Source organism: Bacillus sp. FSL K6-3458, from assembly GCF_038005045.1.
Lineage (GTDB): Bacteria > Bacillota > Bacilli > Bacillales > Bacillaceae > Bacillus > Bacillus altitudinis.
Genome location: NZ_JBBOSI010000001.1, coordinates 60,812 through 80,822 on the forward strand (window position 1 = coordinate 60,812; position 20,011 = coordinate 80,822).

14 protein-coding genes, 2 tRNA genes, 3 rRNA genes and 1 pseudogene are annotated in these 20,011 nt (G+C 44.5%); 6 read left to right on the plus strand and 14 right to left on the minus strand.

Annotated features, from left to right (window positions below; all coding sequences use genetic code 11):
• Window positions 1-3: 3 nt before the first annotated feature.
• From pbp4b to MHH23_RS00375, 3 genes are read left to right on the plus strand one after another with little or no spacing between them, the layout of a single operon-like run.
• Entirely contained in the window at window positions 4-1,359 is a 1,356-nt protein-coding gene (gene pbp4b, locus MHH23_RS00365; RefSeq protein WP_340958695.1) for a penicillin binding protein PBP4B, read from the plus strand.
• 13 nt (window positions 1,360-1,372) lie between these two features.
• Entirely contained in the window at window positions 1,373-3,292 is a 1,920-nt protein-coding gene (locus tag MHH23_RS00370; RefSeq protein ID WP_340958697.1) for a glycoside hydrolase family 3 protein, read from the plus strand.
• A 50-nt stretch (window positions 3,293-3,342) separates the two neighbouring features.
• Entirely contained in the window at window positions 3,343-4,551 is a 1,209-nt protein-coding gene (locus MHH23_RS00375; protein WP_409333915.1) for an exo-beta-N-acetylmuramidase NamZ family protein, read from the plus strand.
• Between the two features lie 38 nt (window positions 4,552-4,589).
• On the opposite strand, the gene MHH23_RS00380 is transcribed toward MHH23_RS00375, so the two are convergent.
• From MHH23_RS00380 to MHH23_RS00410, 7 genes are all read right to left on the minus strand, one after another.
• On the minus strand, window positions 4,590-5,555 hold the full coding sequence (locus MHH23_RS00380; protein ID WP_340958698.1) for a bile acid:sodium symporter family protein: 966 nt from the start codon (window positions 5,553-5,555) through the stop codon (window positions 4,590-4,592).
• A 61-nt stretch (window positions 5,556-5,616) separates the two neighbouring features.
• Window positions 5,617-7,056 (minus strand): SulP family inorganic anion transporter, encoded by a 1,440-nt coding sequence (locus tag MHH23_RS00385; protein WP_268431171.1) that lies wholly within the window; start codon window positions 7,054-7,056, stop codon window positions 5,617-5,619.
• A 358-nt stretch (window positions 7,057-7,414) separates the two neighbouring features.
• Window positions 7,415-7,487: transfer RNA gene (locus MHH23_RS00390), tRNA-Thr, on the minus strand.
• A gap of 1 nt (window position 7,488) precedes the next feature.
• Window positions 7,489-7,563 (minus strand) — tRNA-Asn (locus MHH23_RS00395).
• A gap of 43 nt (window positions 7,564-7,606) precedes the next feature.
• A 5S ribosomal RNA gene (rrf, locus tag MHH23_RS00400) occupies window positions 7,607-7,722 on the minus strand.
• A gap of 61 nt (window positions 7,723-7,783) precedes the next feature.
• Window positions 7,784-10,714 (minus strand): 23S ribosomal RNA (locus tag MHH23_RS00405).
• 183 nt (window positions 10,715-10,897) lie between these two features.
• Window positions 10,898-12,446 (minus strand): 16S ribosomal RNA (locus MHH23_RS00410).
• The 16S, 23S and 5S rRNA genes sit together here with 2 tRNA genes alongside, the layout of an rRNA operon.
• Before the next feature lie 375 nt (window positions 12,447-12,821).
• Between MHH23_RS00410 and pdaB the strand changes: the two genes are divergently transcribed.
• Window positions 12,822-13,586 carry a polysaccharide deacetylase family sporulation protein PdaB gene (gene pdaB, locus MHH23_RS00415; RefSeq protein ID WP_017366469.1) on the plus strand — a complete coding sequence of 255 codons (765 nt, stop codon included), beginning with the start codon at window positions 12,822-12,824 and terminating at the stop codon, window positions 13,584-13,586.
• On the opposite strand, the gene MHH23_RS00420 is transcribed toward pdaB, so the two are convergent.
• On the minus strand, window positions 13,579-14,181 hold the full coding sequence (locus MHH23_RS00420; protein WP_008345196.1) for a KinB-signaling pathway activation protein: 603 nt from the start codon (window positions 14,179-14,181) through the stop codon (window positions 13,579-13,581). The genes pdaB and MHH23_RS00420 overlap by 8 nt on opposite strands.
• 90 nt (window positions 14,182-14,271) lie before the next feature.
• Here MHH23_RS00420 and gerD point away from each other — a divergent pair, with 90 nt between their 5' ends.
• On the plus strand, window positions 14,272-14,850 hold the full coding sequence (gene gerD, locus MHH23_RS00425) for a spore germination lipoprotein GerD (RefSeq protein WP_007496366.1): 579 nt from the start codon (window positions 14,272-14,274) through the stop codon (window positions 14,848-14,850).
• A gap of 38 nt (window positions 14,851-14,888) precedes the next feature.
• On the opposite strand, the gene MHH23_RS00430 is transcribed toward gerD, so the two are convergent.
• The 3 genes from MHH23_RS00430 to MHH23_RS00440 all read right to left on the minus strand — a co-directional run bounded on the left by MHH23_RS00430 (window position 14,889) and on the right by MHH23_RS00440 (window position 17,266).
• Window positions 14,889-15,947 carry an Mrp/NBP35 family ATP-binding protein gene (locus MHH23_RS00430; protein WP_340958705.1) on the minus strand — a complete coding sequence of 353 codons (1,059 nt, stop codon included), beginning with the start codon at window positions 15,945-15,947 and terminating at the stop codon, window positions 14,889-14,891.
• 103 nt (window positions 15,948-16,050) lie between these two features.
• The gene (gene cwlD / locus MHH23_RS00435) at window positions 16,051-16,764 is read right to left on the minus strand and encodes an N-acetylmuramoyl-L-alanine amidase CwlD (protein ID WP_017359175.1); all 714 of its coding nucleotides are present in this window, start codon (window positions 16,762-16,764) and stop codon (window positions 16,051-16,053) included.
• A 58-nt stretch (window positions 16,765-16,822) separates the two neighbouring features.
• Window positions 16,823-17,266, minus strand: coding sequence for a YbaK family protein (locus MHH23_RS00440; protein ID WP_035389125.1), 444 nt, complete (start codon window positions 17,264-17,266; stop codon window positions 16,823-16,825).
• A gap of 146 nt (window positions 17,267-17,412) precedes the next feature.
• Between MHH23_RS00440 and MHH23_RS00445 the strand changes: the two genes are divergently transcribed.
• Window positions 17,413-17,985, plus strand: coding sequence for a DUF4825 domain-containing protein (locus tag MHH23_RS00445; protein WP_268418550.1), 573 nt, complete (start codon window positions 17,413-17,415; stop codon window positions 17,983-17,985).
• Between the two features lie 28 nt (window positions 17,986-18,013).
• Here MHH23_RS00445 and MHH23_RS00450 read toward each other — a convergent pair.
• The 3 genes and pseudogenes from MHH23_RS00450 to MHH23_RS00460 all read right to left on the minus strand — a co-directional run bounded on the left by MHH23_RS00450 (window position 18,014) and on the right by MHH23_RS00460 (window position 19,882).
• A pseudogene (locus tag MHH23_RS00450) lies at window positions 18,014-18,486 on the minus strand (GNAT family N-acetyltransferase).
• Between the two features lie 36 nt (window positions 18,487-18,522).
• Window positions 18,523-19,269 (minus strand): amidohydrolase family protein, encoded by a 747-nt coding sequence (locus MHH23_RS00455; RefSeq protein WP_340958709.1) that lies wholly within the window; start codon window positions 19,267-19,269, stop codon window positions 18,523-18,525.
• Between the two features lie 97 nt (window positions 19,270-19,366).
• Window positions 19,367-19,882 (minus strand): GNAT family N-acetyltransferase, encoded by a 516-nt coding sequence (locus MHH23_RS00460; protein WP_268431984.1) that lies wholly within the window; start codon window positions 19,880-19,882, stop codon window positions 19,367-19,369.
• Between the last annotated feature and the right edge of the window lie 129 nt (window positions 19,883-20,011).

Below are 20,011 nucleotides of genomic sequence, written 5' to 3' on the forward strand. Positions count from 1 at the left end.
CTCTTGAAGAAATATTTTCTCATCATCACAAGTCTGTTCATGCTCCTAGTGTTACCAGTACAAACATTTGCAACTAGCTCCCATCCTGTATCGTCTTTGTCTAAAACAGCACCTGAAGAATATCCCGTCTTAAAAAAAGCAAAACGACCGGAACAAGTAGGTTTTTCTTCTAGGCAGCTTAGGAAGGTTGATCACATGATTCAAAACGATATCAACGCAGGATTTACAGGGGCAGCACTCATCATTATCAAGGATGGTCAGATCGTCCATCAAAAAGCCTATGGCTACAGACAAAAATATAAAGGGACAACAGAACTCAAATTCTATAAGAAAATGAAAAAGAACACACTGTTCGATTTGGCATCCAACACAAAAATGTATGCCACCAACTATGCCCTGCAAAAGCTAGTATATGAACAAAAACTAGATGTAAATGAAAAAATACAAACCATCCTGCCTGACTTTCAAGATGAACCAGATGCAAAGGTAACCGGCAAAGATCAGCTTCGAGTCAAGGATCTTCTCACCCATTCTGCCGGACTGCCTTCCAGTGTTTTATTTTATAGCAAAGAGCAAGCGGGCTCTTTTTTCTCTCAAGATAGACAAACAACCATGAAATGGCTACCAAAGGTGCCTCTGCAATACAAGCCAGGCACTCAGCATATTTATAGTGATATTGATTACATGCTGTTAGGCATGATCATTGAGAAAAAAACCGGTATGCCACTTGATCAATATGTAGAGTCGACGATTTATCGACCGCTTGGTCTAAAACATACCATGTTCAATCCGCTGAAAAAGGGATTCAAGCCAAAGCATTTTGCAGCAACCGAGCGTCTAGGCAATACACGCGATGGTGTCATTGATTTTGAAAACATTCGCAGGTATACCTTGCTAGGTGAAGTCCACGATGAGAAAGCCTATTACTCAATGGCAGGTGTCTCCGGACATGCTGGACTTTTCTCTAATACATCAGATATGGCCGTACTGCTTCAGCTGATGCTCAATAAAGGAGGCTATGGGAAAACAACCATCTTTAACCAAGCTTCTATCGATCTCTTTACGGAATCATCAGACACGAACCCAACTTACGGGCTAGGCTGGCGGAAAAACGGCAATACTGACATGGAATGGATGTTTGGGAAGTACGCAAGTAAAGAAGCGTATGGACACACAGGCTGGACCGGAACGATGACTTTGATTGATCCAAAACACAATCTAGGCGTCGTCTTGCTGACAAATAAAAAGCATTCACCCGTCGTTTCACCTGAAGTCAACCCAAATCAATTTGAAGGTGACCTTTTCCCAACTGGTACTTATGGAAGCATCATGACTGCAATCTACGAATCTTTTAAGTAAAAGGAGGAATTCGATGTTAAAAGCTCTGTTCCCCGCTGCACTCGTTTTGGCCCTGCTCACCTCTTCCATTCCAACGGAAAAGGTGAGCTCCGCCCCTCTCCCAACTGCCAAACAAATGGTTCAGGACATGTCCTTGGATGAAAAAATTGGCCAAATGCTCATGCCAGACTTTCGCAATTGGCAAGCAGAAGGTGAATCAGCTCCCACAGGCTTCACAAAAATGAATAAAGAAGTCTCTCACCTTGTAGAAAAATATCATTTAGGCGGTGTCATCTTATTTGCAGAAAATGTCGTTGATACGAAACAAACCGTCAAACTCACACATGAATTTCAACAAGCATCACCCAACATTCCTTTACTCATTTCCATTGATCAAGAAGGCGGAATCGTCACAAGACTACAAAAGGGAACACATTTCCCAGGAAATATGTCGATTGGTGCCTCTCGAAGTAAGAAAAATGCTTATGACACTGGAAAAATCATCGGCAAAGAATTAAACGCTCTAGGTATCAATACAAATTTCTCTCCTGTTCTTGATGTAAATAATAACCCGAATAACCCCGTTATCGGTGTCCGTTCCTTTAGCTCTGACCCTGAACTTGTCACGAGACTTGGTCTGCAAACCATGAAAGGACTTCAAAAGGAAAAGACCATTTCCACATTAAAGCATTTCCCAGGACATGGTGATACAGCTGTTGATAGTCACTATGGTCTTCCGCTTGTAGAACATGATCTAGATCGTCTTAAAAAGGTGGAGCTGTATCCATTTCAACAAGCAATCAACGCAGGGGCAGATATGGTCATGACCGCTCATGTTCAATTCCCAGCCATTGATGACACAACGTATAAAAGCAAAAAAGATGGCGAGGACATTATGGTTCCAGCAACCTTATCAAAAAAAGTCATCACAAACTTATTAAAAGAAGACATGGGTTTTCAAGGAGTGGTTGTAACAGACGCCCTCAATATGAAAGCGATTGCAGACAACTTCGGACAGGAAGAAGCTGTGGTAATGGCTATTAAAGCAGGCGTCGACATTGCCCTCATGCCAGCACCTGTCACGTCCTTAAAGGCAGAAAAAAACCTAGAGAATGTGTTCAATGCTTTAAAAAGAGCAGTTCTCACAAACGAAATTCCGATATCTCAGATCAATCAATCTGTCGAAAAAATCCTTCAATTAAAGATCAAACGCGGCATCATTTCCGCCAATAAATCAGTAAGCCTTGAGAAGAAAATCAAAAAAGCCACACAGCTCGTTGGTCAAAAGTCGCACCGAAAAGCAGAACAAAAAATGGCACGCGAAGGAATCACTCTCCTTAAAAACAACGACAAAACCTTGCCTTTTAAGCCTAAAAAGAATGACAAAATCGTACTCATGGCACCGTACGAAGATCAAACAAAAGCAATGTCCGTCACAATTGAATCTCTGATCAAACAGAAAAAGATCAAACCTGTGCAAATCCAATCATACGCATTTGCAGATAAGAGCTTCTCCAAAGAAACAGCCAAACTCATTCAAAATGCTGACTATGTCATTACCGGCTCTTACGTTGTCCAAAATGACCCGGCTGTGAATGATGGCGTCATTGATGACGGTGTACAGGATCCGAAAAAATGGGCAACGGCCTTCCCTCGTGCTGTCATGAAAGAAGCAGCAGCACAAAACAAAAAATTGGTCATCATGAGTCTTAGAAACCCTTATGATGCGGCAAATTTTGAAGAAGCTGATGCCTTACTAGCTGTGTACGGTTTTAAAGGGTACTCAAACGGACAATTCAATCAACCGAATATTCCTGCGGGACTAGAAGTGATTTTTGGAGCGACCTCACCTAAAGGGAAATTACCCGTCGCTATCCCATCAGTCACTCATCCTAATCAAACCCTTTACCCATTTGGCTATGGACTCAATTTAAAAGGAAAACAGATCAAATAGGAGGGATTCTCTTGAAAAAGACAGCAAGCTTGATACTCGCTAGCATTCTCATGATCAGCACATTGACCGCCGCCTCCCCCGCAGATTCAGAACGAACAGATACAAAAGGAAAAAAAGCAACAGTCAAAACAGGTATCGAAACATTACTCTCAAGTAACCTCTCTTGGCTTAAAGGGAAAAAAGTAGGGCTTATTACGAATCCTACAGGCATTGATGCAAACATGAAAAGCAGTGTCGATCTGCTATTTGAACACCCCGATATTAAACTGACTGCCTTGTATGGGCCTGAACATGGCGTGCGTGGTGATGCACAAGCAGGAGAAGGCGTCGAATCGTATACTGACGAAAAAACAGGCCTGCCTGTTTACTCTCTTTATGGAAAAACAAGAAAGCCAACTCCTGAAATGCTCAAAAATGTAGATGTCCTGCTATTTGATATTCAAGACGTTGGTGCTCGTTATTACACCTATATTTACACGATGGCCTATGCAATGGAAGCAGCTAAGGAAAACAACATTCCATTTGTTGTCTTAGATCGTCCAAACCCAATAGGTGGGGTAAAAGTAGAAGGACCCGTATTAGAGCCAGAACACGCCTCTTTTGTAGGTCTCTATCCCATCCCATTAAGACATGGGATGACAACTGGAGAACTTGCATACATGTTTAACAAAGAGTTTCATATCAACGCTGATGTAAAAGTGATCAAAATGAAACATTGGAAACGATCCATGACGTTCGATGACACGAAGCTGCCGTTCGTCCTCCCTTCACCTAACATGCCGACCGTTGATAGTACCTTTGTTTACCCAGCAACAGGATTAATCGAAGGCACAAACGTTTCTGAAGGCAGAGGAACGACAAAACCGTTCGAACTCATTGGCGCTCCATATATCAATAGCAATGAGCTAGCAGATCATTTAAATGGGTTAAAACTAAAAGGCGTTCAATTTAGACCTGTCTCATTTACCCCTACCTTTTCAAAACATGCCGGGACTTTGTCTCATGGGGTACAGCTGTATGTCACAGACCGAAAATCATTCGAAGCAGTCAAAACAGGTCTATCCATCATCAAAGCAATACATGACTTGTATCCTAATGACTTTCAATTCCTACAAACAGGCAGCTTTGATAAGCTCATCGGGAATAGCTGGATCAAAGAAGAAATCAATAAAGGCACTTCCATCAAACACATCATGAAACAATACCACCATGACCTGAAAACGTTCGAAAAGAAACGGAAGAAATACCTCATCTATTAATCGCAAAAAAACCTCCATCTTAAAGGATGGAGGTTTTTTCATGATAAAGACTTAGTCACAGCAGGTACTTTCAGCTCGAAACGATGAAGTAAAAAGCCAAACAAGGCTGCAAGCACTTGCTGAAACAGCATGCCAATCACAACAGGAACAGCAACAGCAGGCGGGAAAAAGCTAATGGCAAGCACAGCACCCGCGCTAATGTTCCGCATACCGCCCGTATACACAATCGCCACAATTTCTCCTTGGGTACATTTCATCGCCTTTCCAATCAACCACGCAAAAGCATACCCACTCATCGCAATGAAAAAGACAGTCGCTGCTTTGCTAAAAAACGCCGCATCCAGTTCACGCAAATATGGGGCGACAACAGAACTGTTAATCGATACGACAACAAACAAGCCTAATTTTGAAAAAGGAGCCAAGGTCTGACTCATTGCTTTTGTCACCGATGGCTTTGCATACTGACGAACGAGCATCCCTAAAATAGAGGGCAGCACCACCATACCGAATAGTCCTTTCATGATCGCCATCATGTCCATATGGACCTGTGTACCAACGAAGATTGACAAGCTTACTGGCACAATCAATGGCGATAGCAATGTATCAATTAATATGATAGATAACGTTAACCCCACATTCCCTTTATACATTGCCGCCCATATTAAACTAGACACACCTGTCGGAATCACCATCGCAAGCGTCAAACCGGTGATCGTCATAGAATCACCCGCAAATATCAAATGCCCCGCTGACCATGCATAAAGGGGCATCAGCACATGCAAAATCATAAACGATAAAATCAAAGGCAATGGATGCATCACCGTATGCTTTAAAGCTGAAAAAGTAGATGACAAGCTCCCTGAAAATGTCATCACAGCAAACACCCAAGGCACCAAAAAGGTGAAATCTTTTAAATACGCCGCCAATAATACACCAAGTAGCACGCTGACAGGCGTAATGAGCGGCATCATCCGGCCGAGCACCTGATTCAAACGGACAAGCATGCCGGCCACCTCCATCCTTCACTTTCTTCCTTGTTCTATTGTAACAAACAGAAAAGTCTCTTTAAGATCCGATCACTTGTTTCATAAGTTTTTGACTAGACGTATCCATTCCAACTACGTCCACCTCTACACCAGCTGTACGATATTTTTCCTTCACACGTTCAATCGCGGCCACACCTGATTCGTCCCATATACGCGCTTCAGACAAATCAATCACAACCGTTTTCAGGTCGTTTCCATGATGGAAGGCTTGAATCAATTCAGTCACGGAAGCAAAGAAAATTTGTCCCTTAATTCGATAAATCCATGTACCAGCTTGGCTTTCTGTAGAGGTGATATGAAGTTTTGATATTTTAGCTACAAAGAATACGGCACTAAGCAGCACCCCTGCAAAAACACCCTTGGATAAATCATGAGTGAACACCACCGTCACGACCGTGACAAGCATCACAAGTGAATCTGTTTTTGGGTTCTTTTTCAGCTGCTGGAATGAACTCCAATCAAAAGTACCAATAGAAACCATGATCATGACGGCCACAAGTGCAGCCATCGGAATTTGAACAACCACATCACCGAGCACAAAAATCAATACCATTAAAAATGCACCAGCCACAAAGGTAGAAAGCCTGCCTCGTCCCCCTGCCTTTGTATTAATCACAGATTGACCAATCATCGCACAGCCAGCCATACCGCCAAAAAATCCTGCCACCACATTGGCAATTCCTTGGCCTCTCGCTTCCTTATTTTTACGACTAGACGTTTCCGTCATATCATCTACAATCTGCGCTGTTAATAAAGATTCAAGTAAACCAACCATCGCAAGTGCTAAGGAATAAGGAAAAATGATAGCAAGTGTTTCCCAGCTAAACGGTACATTGGGAATAAGAAAAGTTGGCAAAGAGCTAGGAAGCTCTCCCATGTCCCCAACTGTTCTGACATCAATATGCCCAAATACAGCAATCATCGTCATCACAATAATTGCAATAAGTGGAGAGGGAATAACTTTTGTGACCATCGGCAATACATAAATGATCAACAATGCTCCACCTGTCATGATATACATAGCCATGGATTCCCCAACGAAATGCGGCAGCTGGGCCATGAAGATCATAATTGCCAACGCATTGACAAAACCAACCATCACAGACCTCGGAATAAATTTCATCAGACGAGAAACACGGCACAATCCAAACACAATTTGAATCAAGCCTGTTAAAATCGTAGCTGCGAACAAATACTGCAATCCATGATCTGCAATCAAATTGACCATGACCAGCGCCATAGCACCAGTAGCGGCAGAGATCATACCTGGCCGTCCACCAACAAACGAAATCACAATCGCGATACAAAACGAAGCATACAAACCGACCTTAGGATCAACGCCCGCAATAATCGAAAACGCAATCGCCTCAGGAATCAAAGCCAAGGCCACTAAAATACCCGCCAGCACATCCTGACGCACATGTCCAAACCATTCTTGCTTTACAAATAAATCTTTCAAACCATCTACTCCTTTTTATATACATACCGTACAAGGAAAAAGAAGGCGAATAAAACCCGGAGATACAGAAAGGGAAAAACAATAACCAATTTCGGGGAAAAAGAGGAACGTACAGAGTCTTTTGTAAGAGAGGATGTCATCACTTTAGTAAGGATAAAAGAAATACGCCGAAGAATCAAGAACAAATAGAAGGAGTATATAGAAAGCTAAAGCAAAGCTTCCATCAAAATCGCTCGAGTCATTTTCTATTTTCATGAGCCTAACTAAGATCAATAAACGTCAATTTATTTTAAAACAAACAAAAAAAGCCTTCTCATCAACGAGAAACCTTAACATTTACCATTATCATATAGAGGAAAGCTTCCAAGCGGGCTCGAACCGCTGACCTCTTCCTTACCATGGAAGTGCTCTACCTACTGAGCTATGGAAGCATGGCTCCGCAGGTAGGACTCGAACCTACGACCGATCGGTTAACAGCCGATAGCTCTACCACTGAGCTACTGCGGAATGGATAAAGTAACTTCTTCCATTGGAAGGATATAAACAAAAAGCTTGGCGGCGTCCTACTCTCACAGGGGGAAACCCCCAACTACCATCGGCGCTGAAGAGCTTAACTTCCGTGTTCGGTATGGGAACGGGTGTGACCTCTTCGCTATCGCCACCAAACCTGATGGAGAGAATGTTCTCTCAAAACTAGATAACAATGTTCATTTTTCACATTAGAATATAGGTTAAGTCCTCGATCTATTAGTATCTGTCAGCTCCACGTGTCACCACGCTTCCACCTCAGACCTATCAACCTGATCATCTTTCAGGGATCTTACTTCCTTGCGGAATGGGAAATCTCATCTTGAGGGGGGCTTCATGCTTAGATGCTTTCAGCACTTATCCCGTCCGCACATAGCTACCCAGCGATGCCCTTGGCAGAACAACTGGTACACCAGCGGTGCGTCCATCCCGGTCCTCTCGTACTAAGGACAGCTCCTCTCAAATTTCCTGCGCCCGCGACGGATAGGGACCGAACTGTCTCACGACGTTCTGAACCCAGCTCGCGTACCGCTTTAATGGGCGAACAGCCCAACCCTTGGGACCGACTACAGCCCCAGGATGCGATGAGCCGACATCGAGGTGCCAAACCTCCCCGTCGATGTGGACTCTTGGGGGAGATAAGCCTGTTATCCCCGGGGTAGCTTTTATCCGTTGAGCGATGGCCCTTCCATGCGGAACCACCGGATCACTAAGCCCGACTTTCGTCCCTGCTCGACTTGTAGGTCTCGCAGTCAAGCTCCCTTGTGCCTTTACACTCTGCGAATGATTTCCAACCATTCTGAGGGAACCTTTGGGCGCCTCCGTTACATTTTAGGAGGCGACCGCCCCAGTCAAACTGCCCACCTGACACTGTCTCCCTGCCCGATAAGGGCAGCGGGTTAGAAGGTCAATACAGCCAGGGTAGTATCCCACCGATGCCTCCACCGAAGCTAGCGCTCCGGTTTCCAAGGCTCCTACCTATCCTGTACAAGCTGTACCAACATTCAATATCAGGCTGCAGTAAAGCTCCACGGGGTCTTTCCGTCCTGTCGCGGGTAACCTGCATCTTCACAGGTACTATAATTTCACCGAGTCTCTCGTTGAGACAGTGCCCAGATCGTTGCGCCTTTCGTGCGGGTCGGAACTTACCCGACAAGGAATTTCGCTACCTTAGGACCGTTATAGTTACGGCCGCCGTTTACTGGGGCTTCAATTCGCACCTTCGCTTACGCTAAGCGCTCCTCTTAACCTTCCAGCACCGGGCAGGCGTCAGCCCCTATACTTCGCCTTACGGCTTCGCAGAGACCTGTGTTTTTGCTAAACAGTCGCCTGGGCCTATTCACTGCGGCTTCTCGGGGCTTTAACACCCTAAGAAGCACCCCTTCTCCCGAAGTTACGGGGTCATTTTGCCGAGTTCCTTAACGAGAGTTCTCTCGATCACCTTAGGATTCTCTCCTCGCCTACCTGTGTCGGTTTGCGGTACGGGCACCTCTCACCTCGCTAGAGGCTTTTCTTGGCAGTGTGGAATCAGGAACTTCGCTACTAAATTTCGCTCGCCATCACAGCTCAGCCTTCACGGGAAACGGATTTGCCTATTTCCCAGCCTAACTGCTTGGACGCGGATATCCAATACCGCGCTTACCCTATCCTCCTGCGTCCCCCCATTGCTCAAATGGTGAGGAGGTGGTACAGGAATATCAACCTGTTGTCCATCGCCTACGCCTTTCGGCCTCGGCTTAGGTCCCGACTAACCCTGAGCGGACGAGCCTTCCTCAGGAAACCTTAGGCATTCGGTGGACGGGATTCTCACCCGTCTTTCGCTACTCATACCGGCATTCTCACTTCTAAGCGCTCCACCAGTCCTTCCGGTCTGACTTCACTGCACTTAGAACGCTCTCCTACCACTGTTCGTAAGAACAGTCCGCAGCTTCGGTGATACGTTTAGCCCCGGTACATTTTCGGCGCAGAGTCACTCGACCAGTGAGCTATTACGCACTCTTTAAATGGTGGCTGCTTCTAAGCCAACATCCTGGTTGTCTAAGCAACTCCACATCCTTTTCCACTTAACGTATACTTTGGGACCTTAGCTGGCGGTCTGGGCTGTTTCCCTTTCGACTACGGATCTTATCACTCGCAGTCTGACTCCCAAGGATAAGTCATCGGCATTCGGAGTTTGACTGAATTCGGTAACCCGGTAGGGGCCCCTAGTCCAATCAGTGCTCTACCTCCGAGACTCTTACCTTGAGGCTAGCCCTAAAGCTATTTCGGAGAGAACCAGCTATCTCCAGGTTCGATTGGCATTTCACCCCTACCCACACCTCATCCCCGCACTTTTCAACGTGCGTGGGTTCGGGCCTCCATTCAGTGTTACCTGAACTTCACCCTGGACATGGGTAGATCACCTGGTTTCGGGTCTACGACCACGTACTCATGCGCCCTATTCAGACTCGCTTTCGCTGCGGCTCCGCATCTTCTGCTTAACCTTGCACGGGATCGTAACTCGCCGGTTCATTCTACAAAAGGCACGCCATCACCCGTTAACGGGCTCTGACTACTTGTAGGCACACGGTTTCAGGATCTATTTCACTCCCCTTCCGGGGTGCTTTTCACCTTTCCCTCACGGTACTGGTTCACTATCGGTCACTAGGGAGTATTTAGCCTTGGGAGATGGTCCTCCCGGATTCCGACGGAATTTCACGTGTTCCGCCGTACTCAGGATCCACTCTGGAGAGAACAACATTTCAGTTACAGGGCTGTTACCTTCTTTGGCGGGCCTTTCCAGACCTCTTCGCTTATATCGTTCCTTTGTAACTCCGTATAGAGTGTCCTACAACCCCAAGAGGCAAGCCTCTTGGTTTGGGCTGTTCCCGTTTCGCTCGCCGCTACTCAGGGAATCGCATTTGCTTTCTCTTCCTCCGGGTACTTAGATGTTTCAGTTCCCCGGGTATGCCTTCTCATACTCTATGTATTCAAGTATGGATACTACTCCATTACGAGCAGTGGGTTTCCCCATTCGGAAATCTCCGGATCAAAGCTTGCTTACAGCTCCCCGAAGCATATCGGTGTTCGTCCCGTCCTTCATCGGCTCCTAGTGCCAAGGCATCCACCGTGCGCCCTTTCTAACTTAACCATTTCTTACTTTAGAAAGAATCACTATGTGTGATGAACTTTGCATTGCATTCAATGTGAATGTATTACTTATTGTTATCTAGTTTTCAAAGAACAATCCTGTCTCGCTAGAGACATGTTTTGAAGGAATGATCCTTCAAAACTAAACAAGACGAAAAACGTACGCTGCTCCATATATCCTTAGAAAGGAGGTGATCCAGCCGCACCTTCCGATACGGCTACCTTGTTACGACTTCACCCCAATCATCTGCCCCACCTTCGGCGGCTGGCTCCATAAAGGTTACCTCACCGACTTCGGGTGTTGCAAACTCTCGTGGTGTGACGGGCGGTGTGTACAAGGCCCGGGAACGTATTCACCGCGGCATGCTGATCCGCGATTACTAGCGATTCCAGCTTCACGCAGTCGAGTTGCAGACTGCGATCCGAACTGAGAACAGATTTGTGGGATTGGCTAAACCTTGCGGTCTCGCAGCCCTTTGTTCTGTCCATTGTAGCACGTGTGTAGCCCAGGTCATAAGGGGCATGATGATTTGACGTCATCCCCACCTTCCTCCGGTTTGTCACCGGCAGTCACCTTAGAGTGCCCAACTGAATGCTGGCAACTAAGATCAAGGGTTGCGCTCGTTGCGGGACTTAACCCAACATCTCACGACACGAGCTGACGACAACCATGCACCACCTGTCACTCTGTCCCCGAAGGGAAAGCCCTATCTCTAGGGTTGTCAGAGGATGTCAAGACCTGGTAAGGTTCTTCGCGTTGCTTCGAATTAAACCACATGCTCCACCGCTTGTGCGGGCCCCCGTCAATTCCTTTGAGTTTCAGTCTTGCGACCGTACTCCCCAGGCGGAGTGCTTAATGCGTTAGCTGCAGCACTAAGGGGCGGAAACCCCCTAACACTTAGCACTCATCGTTTACGGCGTGGACTACCAGGGTATCTAATCCTGTTCGCTCCCCACGCTTTCGCTCCTCAGCGTCAGTTACAGACCAGAGAGTCGCCTTCGCCACTGGTGTTCCTCCACATCTCTACGCATTTCACCGCTACACGTGGAATTCCACTCTCCTCTTCTGCACTCAAGTTTCCCAGTTTCCAATGACCCTCCCCGGTTGAGCCGGGGGCTTTCACATCAGACTTAAGAAACCGCCTGCGAGCCCTTTACGCCCAATAATTCCGGACAACGCTTGCCACCTACGTATTACCGCGGCTGCTGGCACGTAGTTAGCCGTGGCTTTCTGGTTAGGTACCGTCAAGGTGCAAGCAGTTACTCTTGCACTTGTTCTTCCCTAACAACAGAGCTTTACGATCCGAAAACCTTCATCACTCACGCGGCGTTGCTCCGTCAGACTTTCGTCCATTGCGGAAGATTCCCTACTGCTGCCTCCCGTAGGAGTCTGGGCCGTGTCTCAGTCCCAGTGTGGCCGATCACCCTCTCAGGTCGGCTACGCATCGTCGCCTTGGTGAGCCGTTACCTCACCAACTAGCTAATGCGCCGCGGGTCCATCTGTAAGTGACAGCCGAAACCGTCTTTCATCCTTGAACCATGCGGTTCAAGGAACTATCCGGTATTAGCTCCGGTTTCCCGGAGTTATCCCAGTCTTACAGGCAGGTTACCCACGTGTTACTCACCCGTCCGCCGCTAACATCCGGGAGCAAGCTCCCTTCTGTCCGCTCGACTTGCATGTATTAGGCACGCCGCCAGCGTTCGTCCTGAGCCAGGATCAAACTCTCCGAAAAAGTACAAAACCGAAGTTTTGCTTTTCGCCAGTTTGACTGACTACCTATGATGTATCATAGGATTTTTTTATAAAAACTCGAATTAACAGGTACGTTTTGTCTTGTTTAGTTTTCAAAGATCATCTTCGCCGTTCTTAGCGGCTTTAATAATATAACATTTCGCTTCATCTTATGTCAACAACTTTTTTCAAGTTTATTTCCCGAAGCGTTTGTGTTTGTCACTGTGTGTCAGCGACGATTAATAATATATCACGAAAACATTCTGTTGGTCAACGCCTTTTCATAACTTTTTTTAAAATAGTTTTATCGTGCATGTTAAACCCTTGTCCTGCATACAATCAAGTAACAATCTTGGACAAGGCAGGAGTGTTTGAATTGAGTCGATTATATGTGTTGCCTATTAAACGGCTGAAGCAAGTAGTCATTATTCTTGTAGCAGCCCTTGCAGCTGCAACCTTTTTTTATGTACAAAAGGCACCGCCGCTGTCGGTATTTAAAACAGAACAAGGACCCCGAGCAATTTATAAAGGAGAGACCTCATCAAAACACGCATCCCTTACGTTTAATATTGGCTGGGGAGACGAGAAGGCTGTTCCTATTTTAAATGTCCTCCGAGAGTACGATATAAAGAACGCCACTTTCTTTCTGTCTGCTTCTTGGGCTGAGCGTCACCCGGATATTGTGAAAAGGATTAAAGAGGACGGCCATCAAATCGGCAGCCTTGGCTATGCATATAAAAATTATAGCCAGCTTGAAGAAAACGAAATTAAGCGAGATCTTGTCCGTGCACAAAATACATTCCAAAAGCTTGGACTGGAAGACATTCAATTATTAAGACCGCCAACTGGGCAATTTAATGAAACGGTATTGAAAATTGCAACACAGTATGGCTATACCGTTGTCCATTACAGCATCAATTCTCAAGATTGGCTGAACCCGGGCGTCGACCAGATTGTTCATAATGTAAATGATCGAATGAAAAGCGGAGACATCATTCTCCTTCACGCCTCAGATTCAGCCACCCAAACCGCTCAAGCCTTACCAGCCATTTTAAAACACTTAAAAGACAAGAATTTAAGAAACGTCACGGTTGGCGAGCTTATCTCTAATACAAAAACAAAGTCAACTGAGGTTAAGTAGCTTTTGCTTTTGAAAACCGCGGCATAGCTAATAACTGAAACGCATTACAACCTAATAGCGGGAATAGCATTAAATATAGCCAGTCCTCTTCATTGACTCTAAGCGCCGGAAACCATTCTAACGACGTGATGACGACCATGAGAAACATTGCAGAAATAAATGTTTTCTTAGAGGACTGCTGCTGTTTAAAATAAGACACGATCAATGCAAACACACCGATAAAAACAGGCAGCCACAAGTATGGAAGAAATGATTCATTCTCCCCGAAAAACAAAAATCGCAAATAAGCTAAATCAAACAGCACGAAAATCACAAGGAATAACTGAATGGTATTCCATAAAGAATGCGACCTGAAAATCTCCAGCGCAAACCGGTGCACTGTCAAAAAGACAACAAACCCCATCTGACTGATTACACTAAAGATCATCCCCACACCAATAAACCAAAATAACACAGACGCAATCTCTAAAATCTCAAACGATACAAACAGCTTCTGATATTTCCCCCACTCCAGCGCAAAACCTACCACGCTTGTAATGACCGCTCCAACAGCCAGCACAGAGAAGAAAAAACGAACTAAATCCCGACTTTTCATTGAAATGACCCAACCCCTATTTTTGTTATGTATAAATTCATGTGAAACATTCATATTAAAAGTAAGACATGTAACGAAAGGAGCCACAGTATGTCAAAAGGCATCTTGCGTATAATGAGCTGTTTTCTTCTTTTATCTCTAACAGCTTGTGCTCCCAAAACCCAATCCTCATCTAATATGGACTATGACGAAACGAAAAAAATGGTCGTCGATATTTTGAAAACAGATGACGGTAAAAAGGCCATTCAACAGTTATTAAATGACGAGGCAATGAATGAAGCTTTGGTAATGGATGAACAAACTGTGAAAAAAACAATAGAGAAAACACTGACTTCTGATAAAGGCAAAGAGTTCTGGAAGAAGGTCTTTGAGGATTCTAAATTTGCCGAGACTTTCGCAAAATCCATGCAGCAACAGCATGAAAAGATGTTAAAACAATTGATGAAGGACCCTGACTATCAACAAATGATGATGGATATTCTCAAGGATCCTGAAATGGAAAAGAAATACGGTGAACTGGTCAAAAGCAAAGAGTTCAGAAAGCACTTAGAGAAAGTCATCACAGAAACATTGAGCAGCCCTCTCTATAAGAAGAAGTTCGAAGATGAGCTAAAAAAAGCAGTCTCTGAAAGCAGCAATGATTCCGGTTCACAAGGAAGCGGCAGTTAAACATCACCCGAGTGGCACAAGGTCCACTCGGGCTTTCATTATGCTTTCACTGTTAATTGTTCAATGACTTTATTGGCAATGTGTTGATACACTTCCCCTGTCGGATGACTCGCATCATAGACAGAAGGTGCAAAATCGTCCTCATTCCAATCAGGCTGTCTTAAAGGGATTTGACCAAGAACTGATACACGCAGCTCCTCCGCCAGCTTGTCCCCGCCGCCCTTTCCAAAGACATATTCCTTCTCACCTGTTTTTTTGCTTTCATAGTAACTCATATTCTCAACGACCCCTAGCACCTCGTGATCTGTTTGCAGTGCCATTGCGCCTGCTCTAGCAGCAACGAAAGCCGCTGTTGGATGCGGTGTCGTCACAATGATTTCTTTACAGCTCGGAAGCATCGTATGAATATCAAGTGCCACATCACCTGTTCCAGGCGGAAGGTCTAATAGTAAGTAATCTAATTCTCCCCACTCTACTTCGTGGAAGAAGTTATTTAACATTTTACCAAGCATCGGTCCTCTCCAAATGACCGGTGCGTTTTCTTCAACAAAAAAGCCCATTGAAATCACTTTGACGCCAAAGCGTTCCACAGGAATAATCTTTTCCCCTTTAACTGTCGGTCTGACGGTGATTCCCATCATATCCGGTACACTAAAGCCGTAAATATCAGCATCGATCAGTCCCACTTTTTTCCCTAGACGAGCCAGTGCCACAGCCAGGTTAACGGAAACAGTTGATTTCCCAACGCCGCCCTTTCCACTCGCAATCGCTAAGAACTCAGGCGGATTTTTAGAGTTGAGCAGGTTTTCTTCCTCATCTTGTGACGGCATAAACCTTTCAAGCGTTTCTTGAGGCAGTTCTTCAAAACGAAGTCCTACAGTGTTCGCGCCCGCTGCTTTTAAAGCTTGTACGATGTCTTGCTGCAGCTTCATCTGCTCAGCAGTGCCTGTTTTGGCAATCGCCACTTTTAAGCTCACATGCTCTTTTTCAGGTTTTAGGCTGATTTCCTTGATGGCATCCAGCTCACCGAGCGGTATATGAAGGAAAGGTTCGTCCATCTTCCCAACTAGTTTTCTCACATCATCTTGTCCGATCATAGCAGAACCTCACCCTTTATTGAATTCGTTTACAATCCAAGTATATCATACATATCCTTACAATGTCTGTCCTCTTTGCCTGCGATAAACAGGAAAAAGCCCCTTATTCAGGCGGCTCTTTTTGCTCTGTTAAATATCTTAAAATGCCTTTATAAATCGAAGCAGCAATTTGATCCTGATATTTAGGAGTCGCCAGCTGACCAGCCTCTTTTGGATTCGATAAAAATCCGATTTCGACAAGCGCTCCTGGCTTCGTGACATTTTGCATTAAATAAATCCCGTTGATTCGCTTCGCCTTGCGATCTGTGTTTTCAAGGTTGTTGCGCAATTCATCTTGAATGAACTTCGCTGCTTTTTCATTCTCTTCATACTTTCCGTAAAAGAACGTCTGTGCCCCGCTCCATTTGTTCGATGGGATCGCATTTAAATGAATGCTTAAATAGAGATCCGCTTCAGATTCATTGATGACTTTCACACGGTTTCTCAAATCCTCCGCTTTCTTTCGGGCATAACCCTTTGTATTCTTTGATGATAAATCAGAGTCATCCTCCCGGGTCATGAGAACAAGCGCTCCCTGCTCCTGCAAATAGTCTCTTATCTTCATGGACACATCCAGTGCAATCTCTTTTTCGAGCAACTCGCCGCCAACAGCACCGCCATCTGGACCGCCGTGACCCGGATCTAAATAGATGATCTTGCCGCTCAAAGGCAAGTTCCACGATTTCCACGAATCATCATTTAGAAACTGAAATCTGAATAAGAATAAGAGGACAATAAACCCGATTAAAAACCCTGTCCATTTCAGCTTTCTTTTCATCCCTGTCCCTCCCATACACCATTATTTTATAGATATGGGACAAGGGCTGGAAATATGCTTAGTGCAGTCGAAGCTTATGCCTTTTTTCTGATTCCCGAAAGCCTTCCTGCCACCACTTACTTAAAAATTCCTTCGCAAATGGATACAGACACGACATCTTACGCTCCATTCGGAACATATTCCCCCATGATTGCAAACACCCTGCTAGCTCCTCAACCAGCTCATCTTCTTCATGAACTGACCGCTTTTTTATATCATCGAAGGATTCACCATACTTACTCGACTCACCGTATCTCCCACCTGCTAAAAAAGCCTCAATGGCGAAATCAATACAGCCATCACTCATAATCCCAGCTGGATCATCTGCAAATGGGAACAGCTTCCTCGTGAATTTCTCGGAAGCGACCGTCACCTGTTGAAGAGACAATGTACGCAACAGTTTCTTTTCAAGCGTGACATCTCGTTTTGTTTTCAATTGATAAAATGAAAGAACTTCTGCCATGGACTGAACTCCTTTTTTCTTTGTATTGTTCGTTGGTTTGAACAAAACATGCAGTTCAGTAAATGGAAATCAATGCGCTAACGGATTGGAAAATTGTGATAAAATGAACATTTATATATAGAAAGCATAGAAAAGGGGCAAAATTCATGAAGAAGTGGATGTATATCCTGTTGCTACTAACAGTCGTCTTATCTGGATGCGGCAGTCAAGCGACAGAGCAGAAGAGCGACATAAAAGGAATAGAAGACATATCATTAAAACAGCTCTCCAAACACAAAAATTCTTATATTGGAGACAACGGAGCAGTCGGCGCTATTTTATCAGATCTTCCAGGTAACGTGATTCGCGAATATGAAATCGTAGATGAAAAAGCGCTAAAAGTAACATACGGCGTGAAAGAAAATACCAATGATACAGAAGAACAATTTGATGCATTTTGGTTTGATAAGAAGGATACCATTGAAAAAAACTACTTATATAATGCATTAGCACTTTTTATTCTTATCGATAACGTAGAGCAAGTGACGCTCAAGATGAACGCTAAAGACGAGCCATCCGTCACGTTTAAAAGAAAACAGCTAGAAAAAAAGTTGCCTCACTCTTTTAAAGAGTACAAAGACGATACAGCGCTTTGGCAAAAGGAACTGGTTGATGGAGTTGTGAAGTCAAAAGATAAACGTCAAGATGTATACAAAGCGTTTCCGGTGAAACAATCATAAAAAGCAGAGGGATGCCACCTTCTGCTTTTTATTTGAAATCAAGCTGCAGCTTCATCCCATCATGCGTGGCTTCAAACCCTAATTTTTCATAAAAATGGCGTGCTTCTGGCCTCTGTTTGTCAGTTGTCAGCTGATCATATGACACCCGCGGTCACTTGCGCGTTGAATAGCCCGTTTGATCAACAATGTGCCAATTCCTCTTCCTCTATGAGTCGAGGCTGTACGAACTCCTTCTATTGAAGCTCTCCATCCTCCTTGATACGTTAGAAATGGAGTCATTGTTAATTGGAGAACACCGACTACCTCTTCCCGATTACAAGCGACAATTAGTTCAATATTGGGATCCTGTTCGATCGAATGAAAGGCACTGAGGTAGCTTTCTCTTAATGGACGAGAGTAGCGTTCTCTCTTTTGGCCTAATTTGTCATCTGAAAGCATCAAAACGATGTTGTCGAGGTCTCCTTGGACGGCTTCTCTAAATGTCAATTGATTCAGATTCAATGAACACACCTCCTATCACGGAATGGAAACCTTTATTCATTTTCCAAAATACCAATTGATAGCGTTCTCATATAAAATTTTATCCGCCGCTTCCTCATCAAACATCTGTTGAATCAATTCAATATCAAAGTGTTCAAATGGCCGTTTCGCCCTTGTAGATGGAAGATCTGTACCAAACATCAGTGCATCAGGATTCGTTTGATAAATAGACGTCAATGCATGTTCGACCTTTAAATCAACACGCCCAAAGCCAGTCGCTTTCACACGAACACCTTTTTCAACCAGCTTGAGCAAATGCGGCAAACCTTCTTCAGATAAGCCTAGATGATCAATGGAAACGGCCGGCAGCTGTTCAAGCGTTGATGAGATGTCAGGAAGATGCTTAGCGTCTATGTAAATCTCACTATGCCACCCAGCCAGCTCATACACCCTTCTCGCAAAATAGTCGAGCTTTGAAATATCCTCCGAACCGCCCCGCTTCACATTAAAACGTAAAGCCTTTACCCCTTGTTGATTCAATTGAACAATCTCATCATCGGCTGCGGTAAAAGGTAATTGAGTCACACCGCAAAAAGCCGGTCCCATTTCATCTAGTGCTTTCAACAAATAGCCTTGATCAAAGCCCTGAAATGACCCTGATACAATCGCTCCACCTACAATCCCTAAATCAGCCGTCTCTCTCCTATAATCATTCACCACATAACTCGGTGGTGTATATCCTTGGTTTTCTTGAATGGGAAAATCAAAATCAATGATATGAAAATGTGCATCAAAGATCCTCATGCCCGCACCCCTCTTCTGCTTATTTGACCTGATTATATCAATAGCGAAAGCCAAGGGATATTTGGAATGACGAATTACTTCATATCATGAAAACTTATCAAGTTTTCCATTCCTCTCGTAAGATGGCATAATAAAACTCATCCCACCACTCATTTCCTTGTGGTATACATTTTTTAAAATATCCCTCTCTTCTCATCCCCATTTTCTCCATCACTCTCCATGACGGCACATTTTCAGGCTGACAAGTGGCAATAATTCGATGTAAATTCATTGTGTGAAAACCATGATGTAGGACAGCATAAGCAGCTTCTGATGCATAGCCTTTGTTTTGATATGCAGAATTGAAGACCCAGCCAATTTCATATGTGTGCTCACCAAAGTAAGGATGAAACACGATATGCCCAATGCCTGTATGATCTTCTTTTAATAGAACAGCAAAATTCTTGCCTGTCTCAAGACGATTATTTTTGACAAATTCCTGCGCCTCTTCTCTAGAAAAAACACCTTCTGGCATATACCTCATCACCACCGGATCAGATGTATATGCATAGACATCCTGCCAATCATCCTCATTAAACGGTCGAATGAGACATCTTTCTGTTGTTAGATTCATAAATGCCATCCCCCTTTAACATCATTTTTTAAACAGAAACCTGACTATGATCCTATTTTATATGTTTCCAGACAGAAAAAAACACAAATAAAAAAGCACCAGCAGGATGCTGATGCTTTTCATATAGGG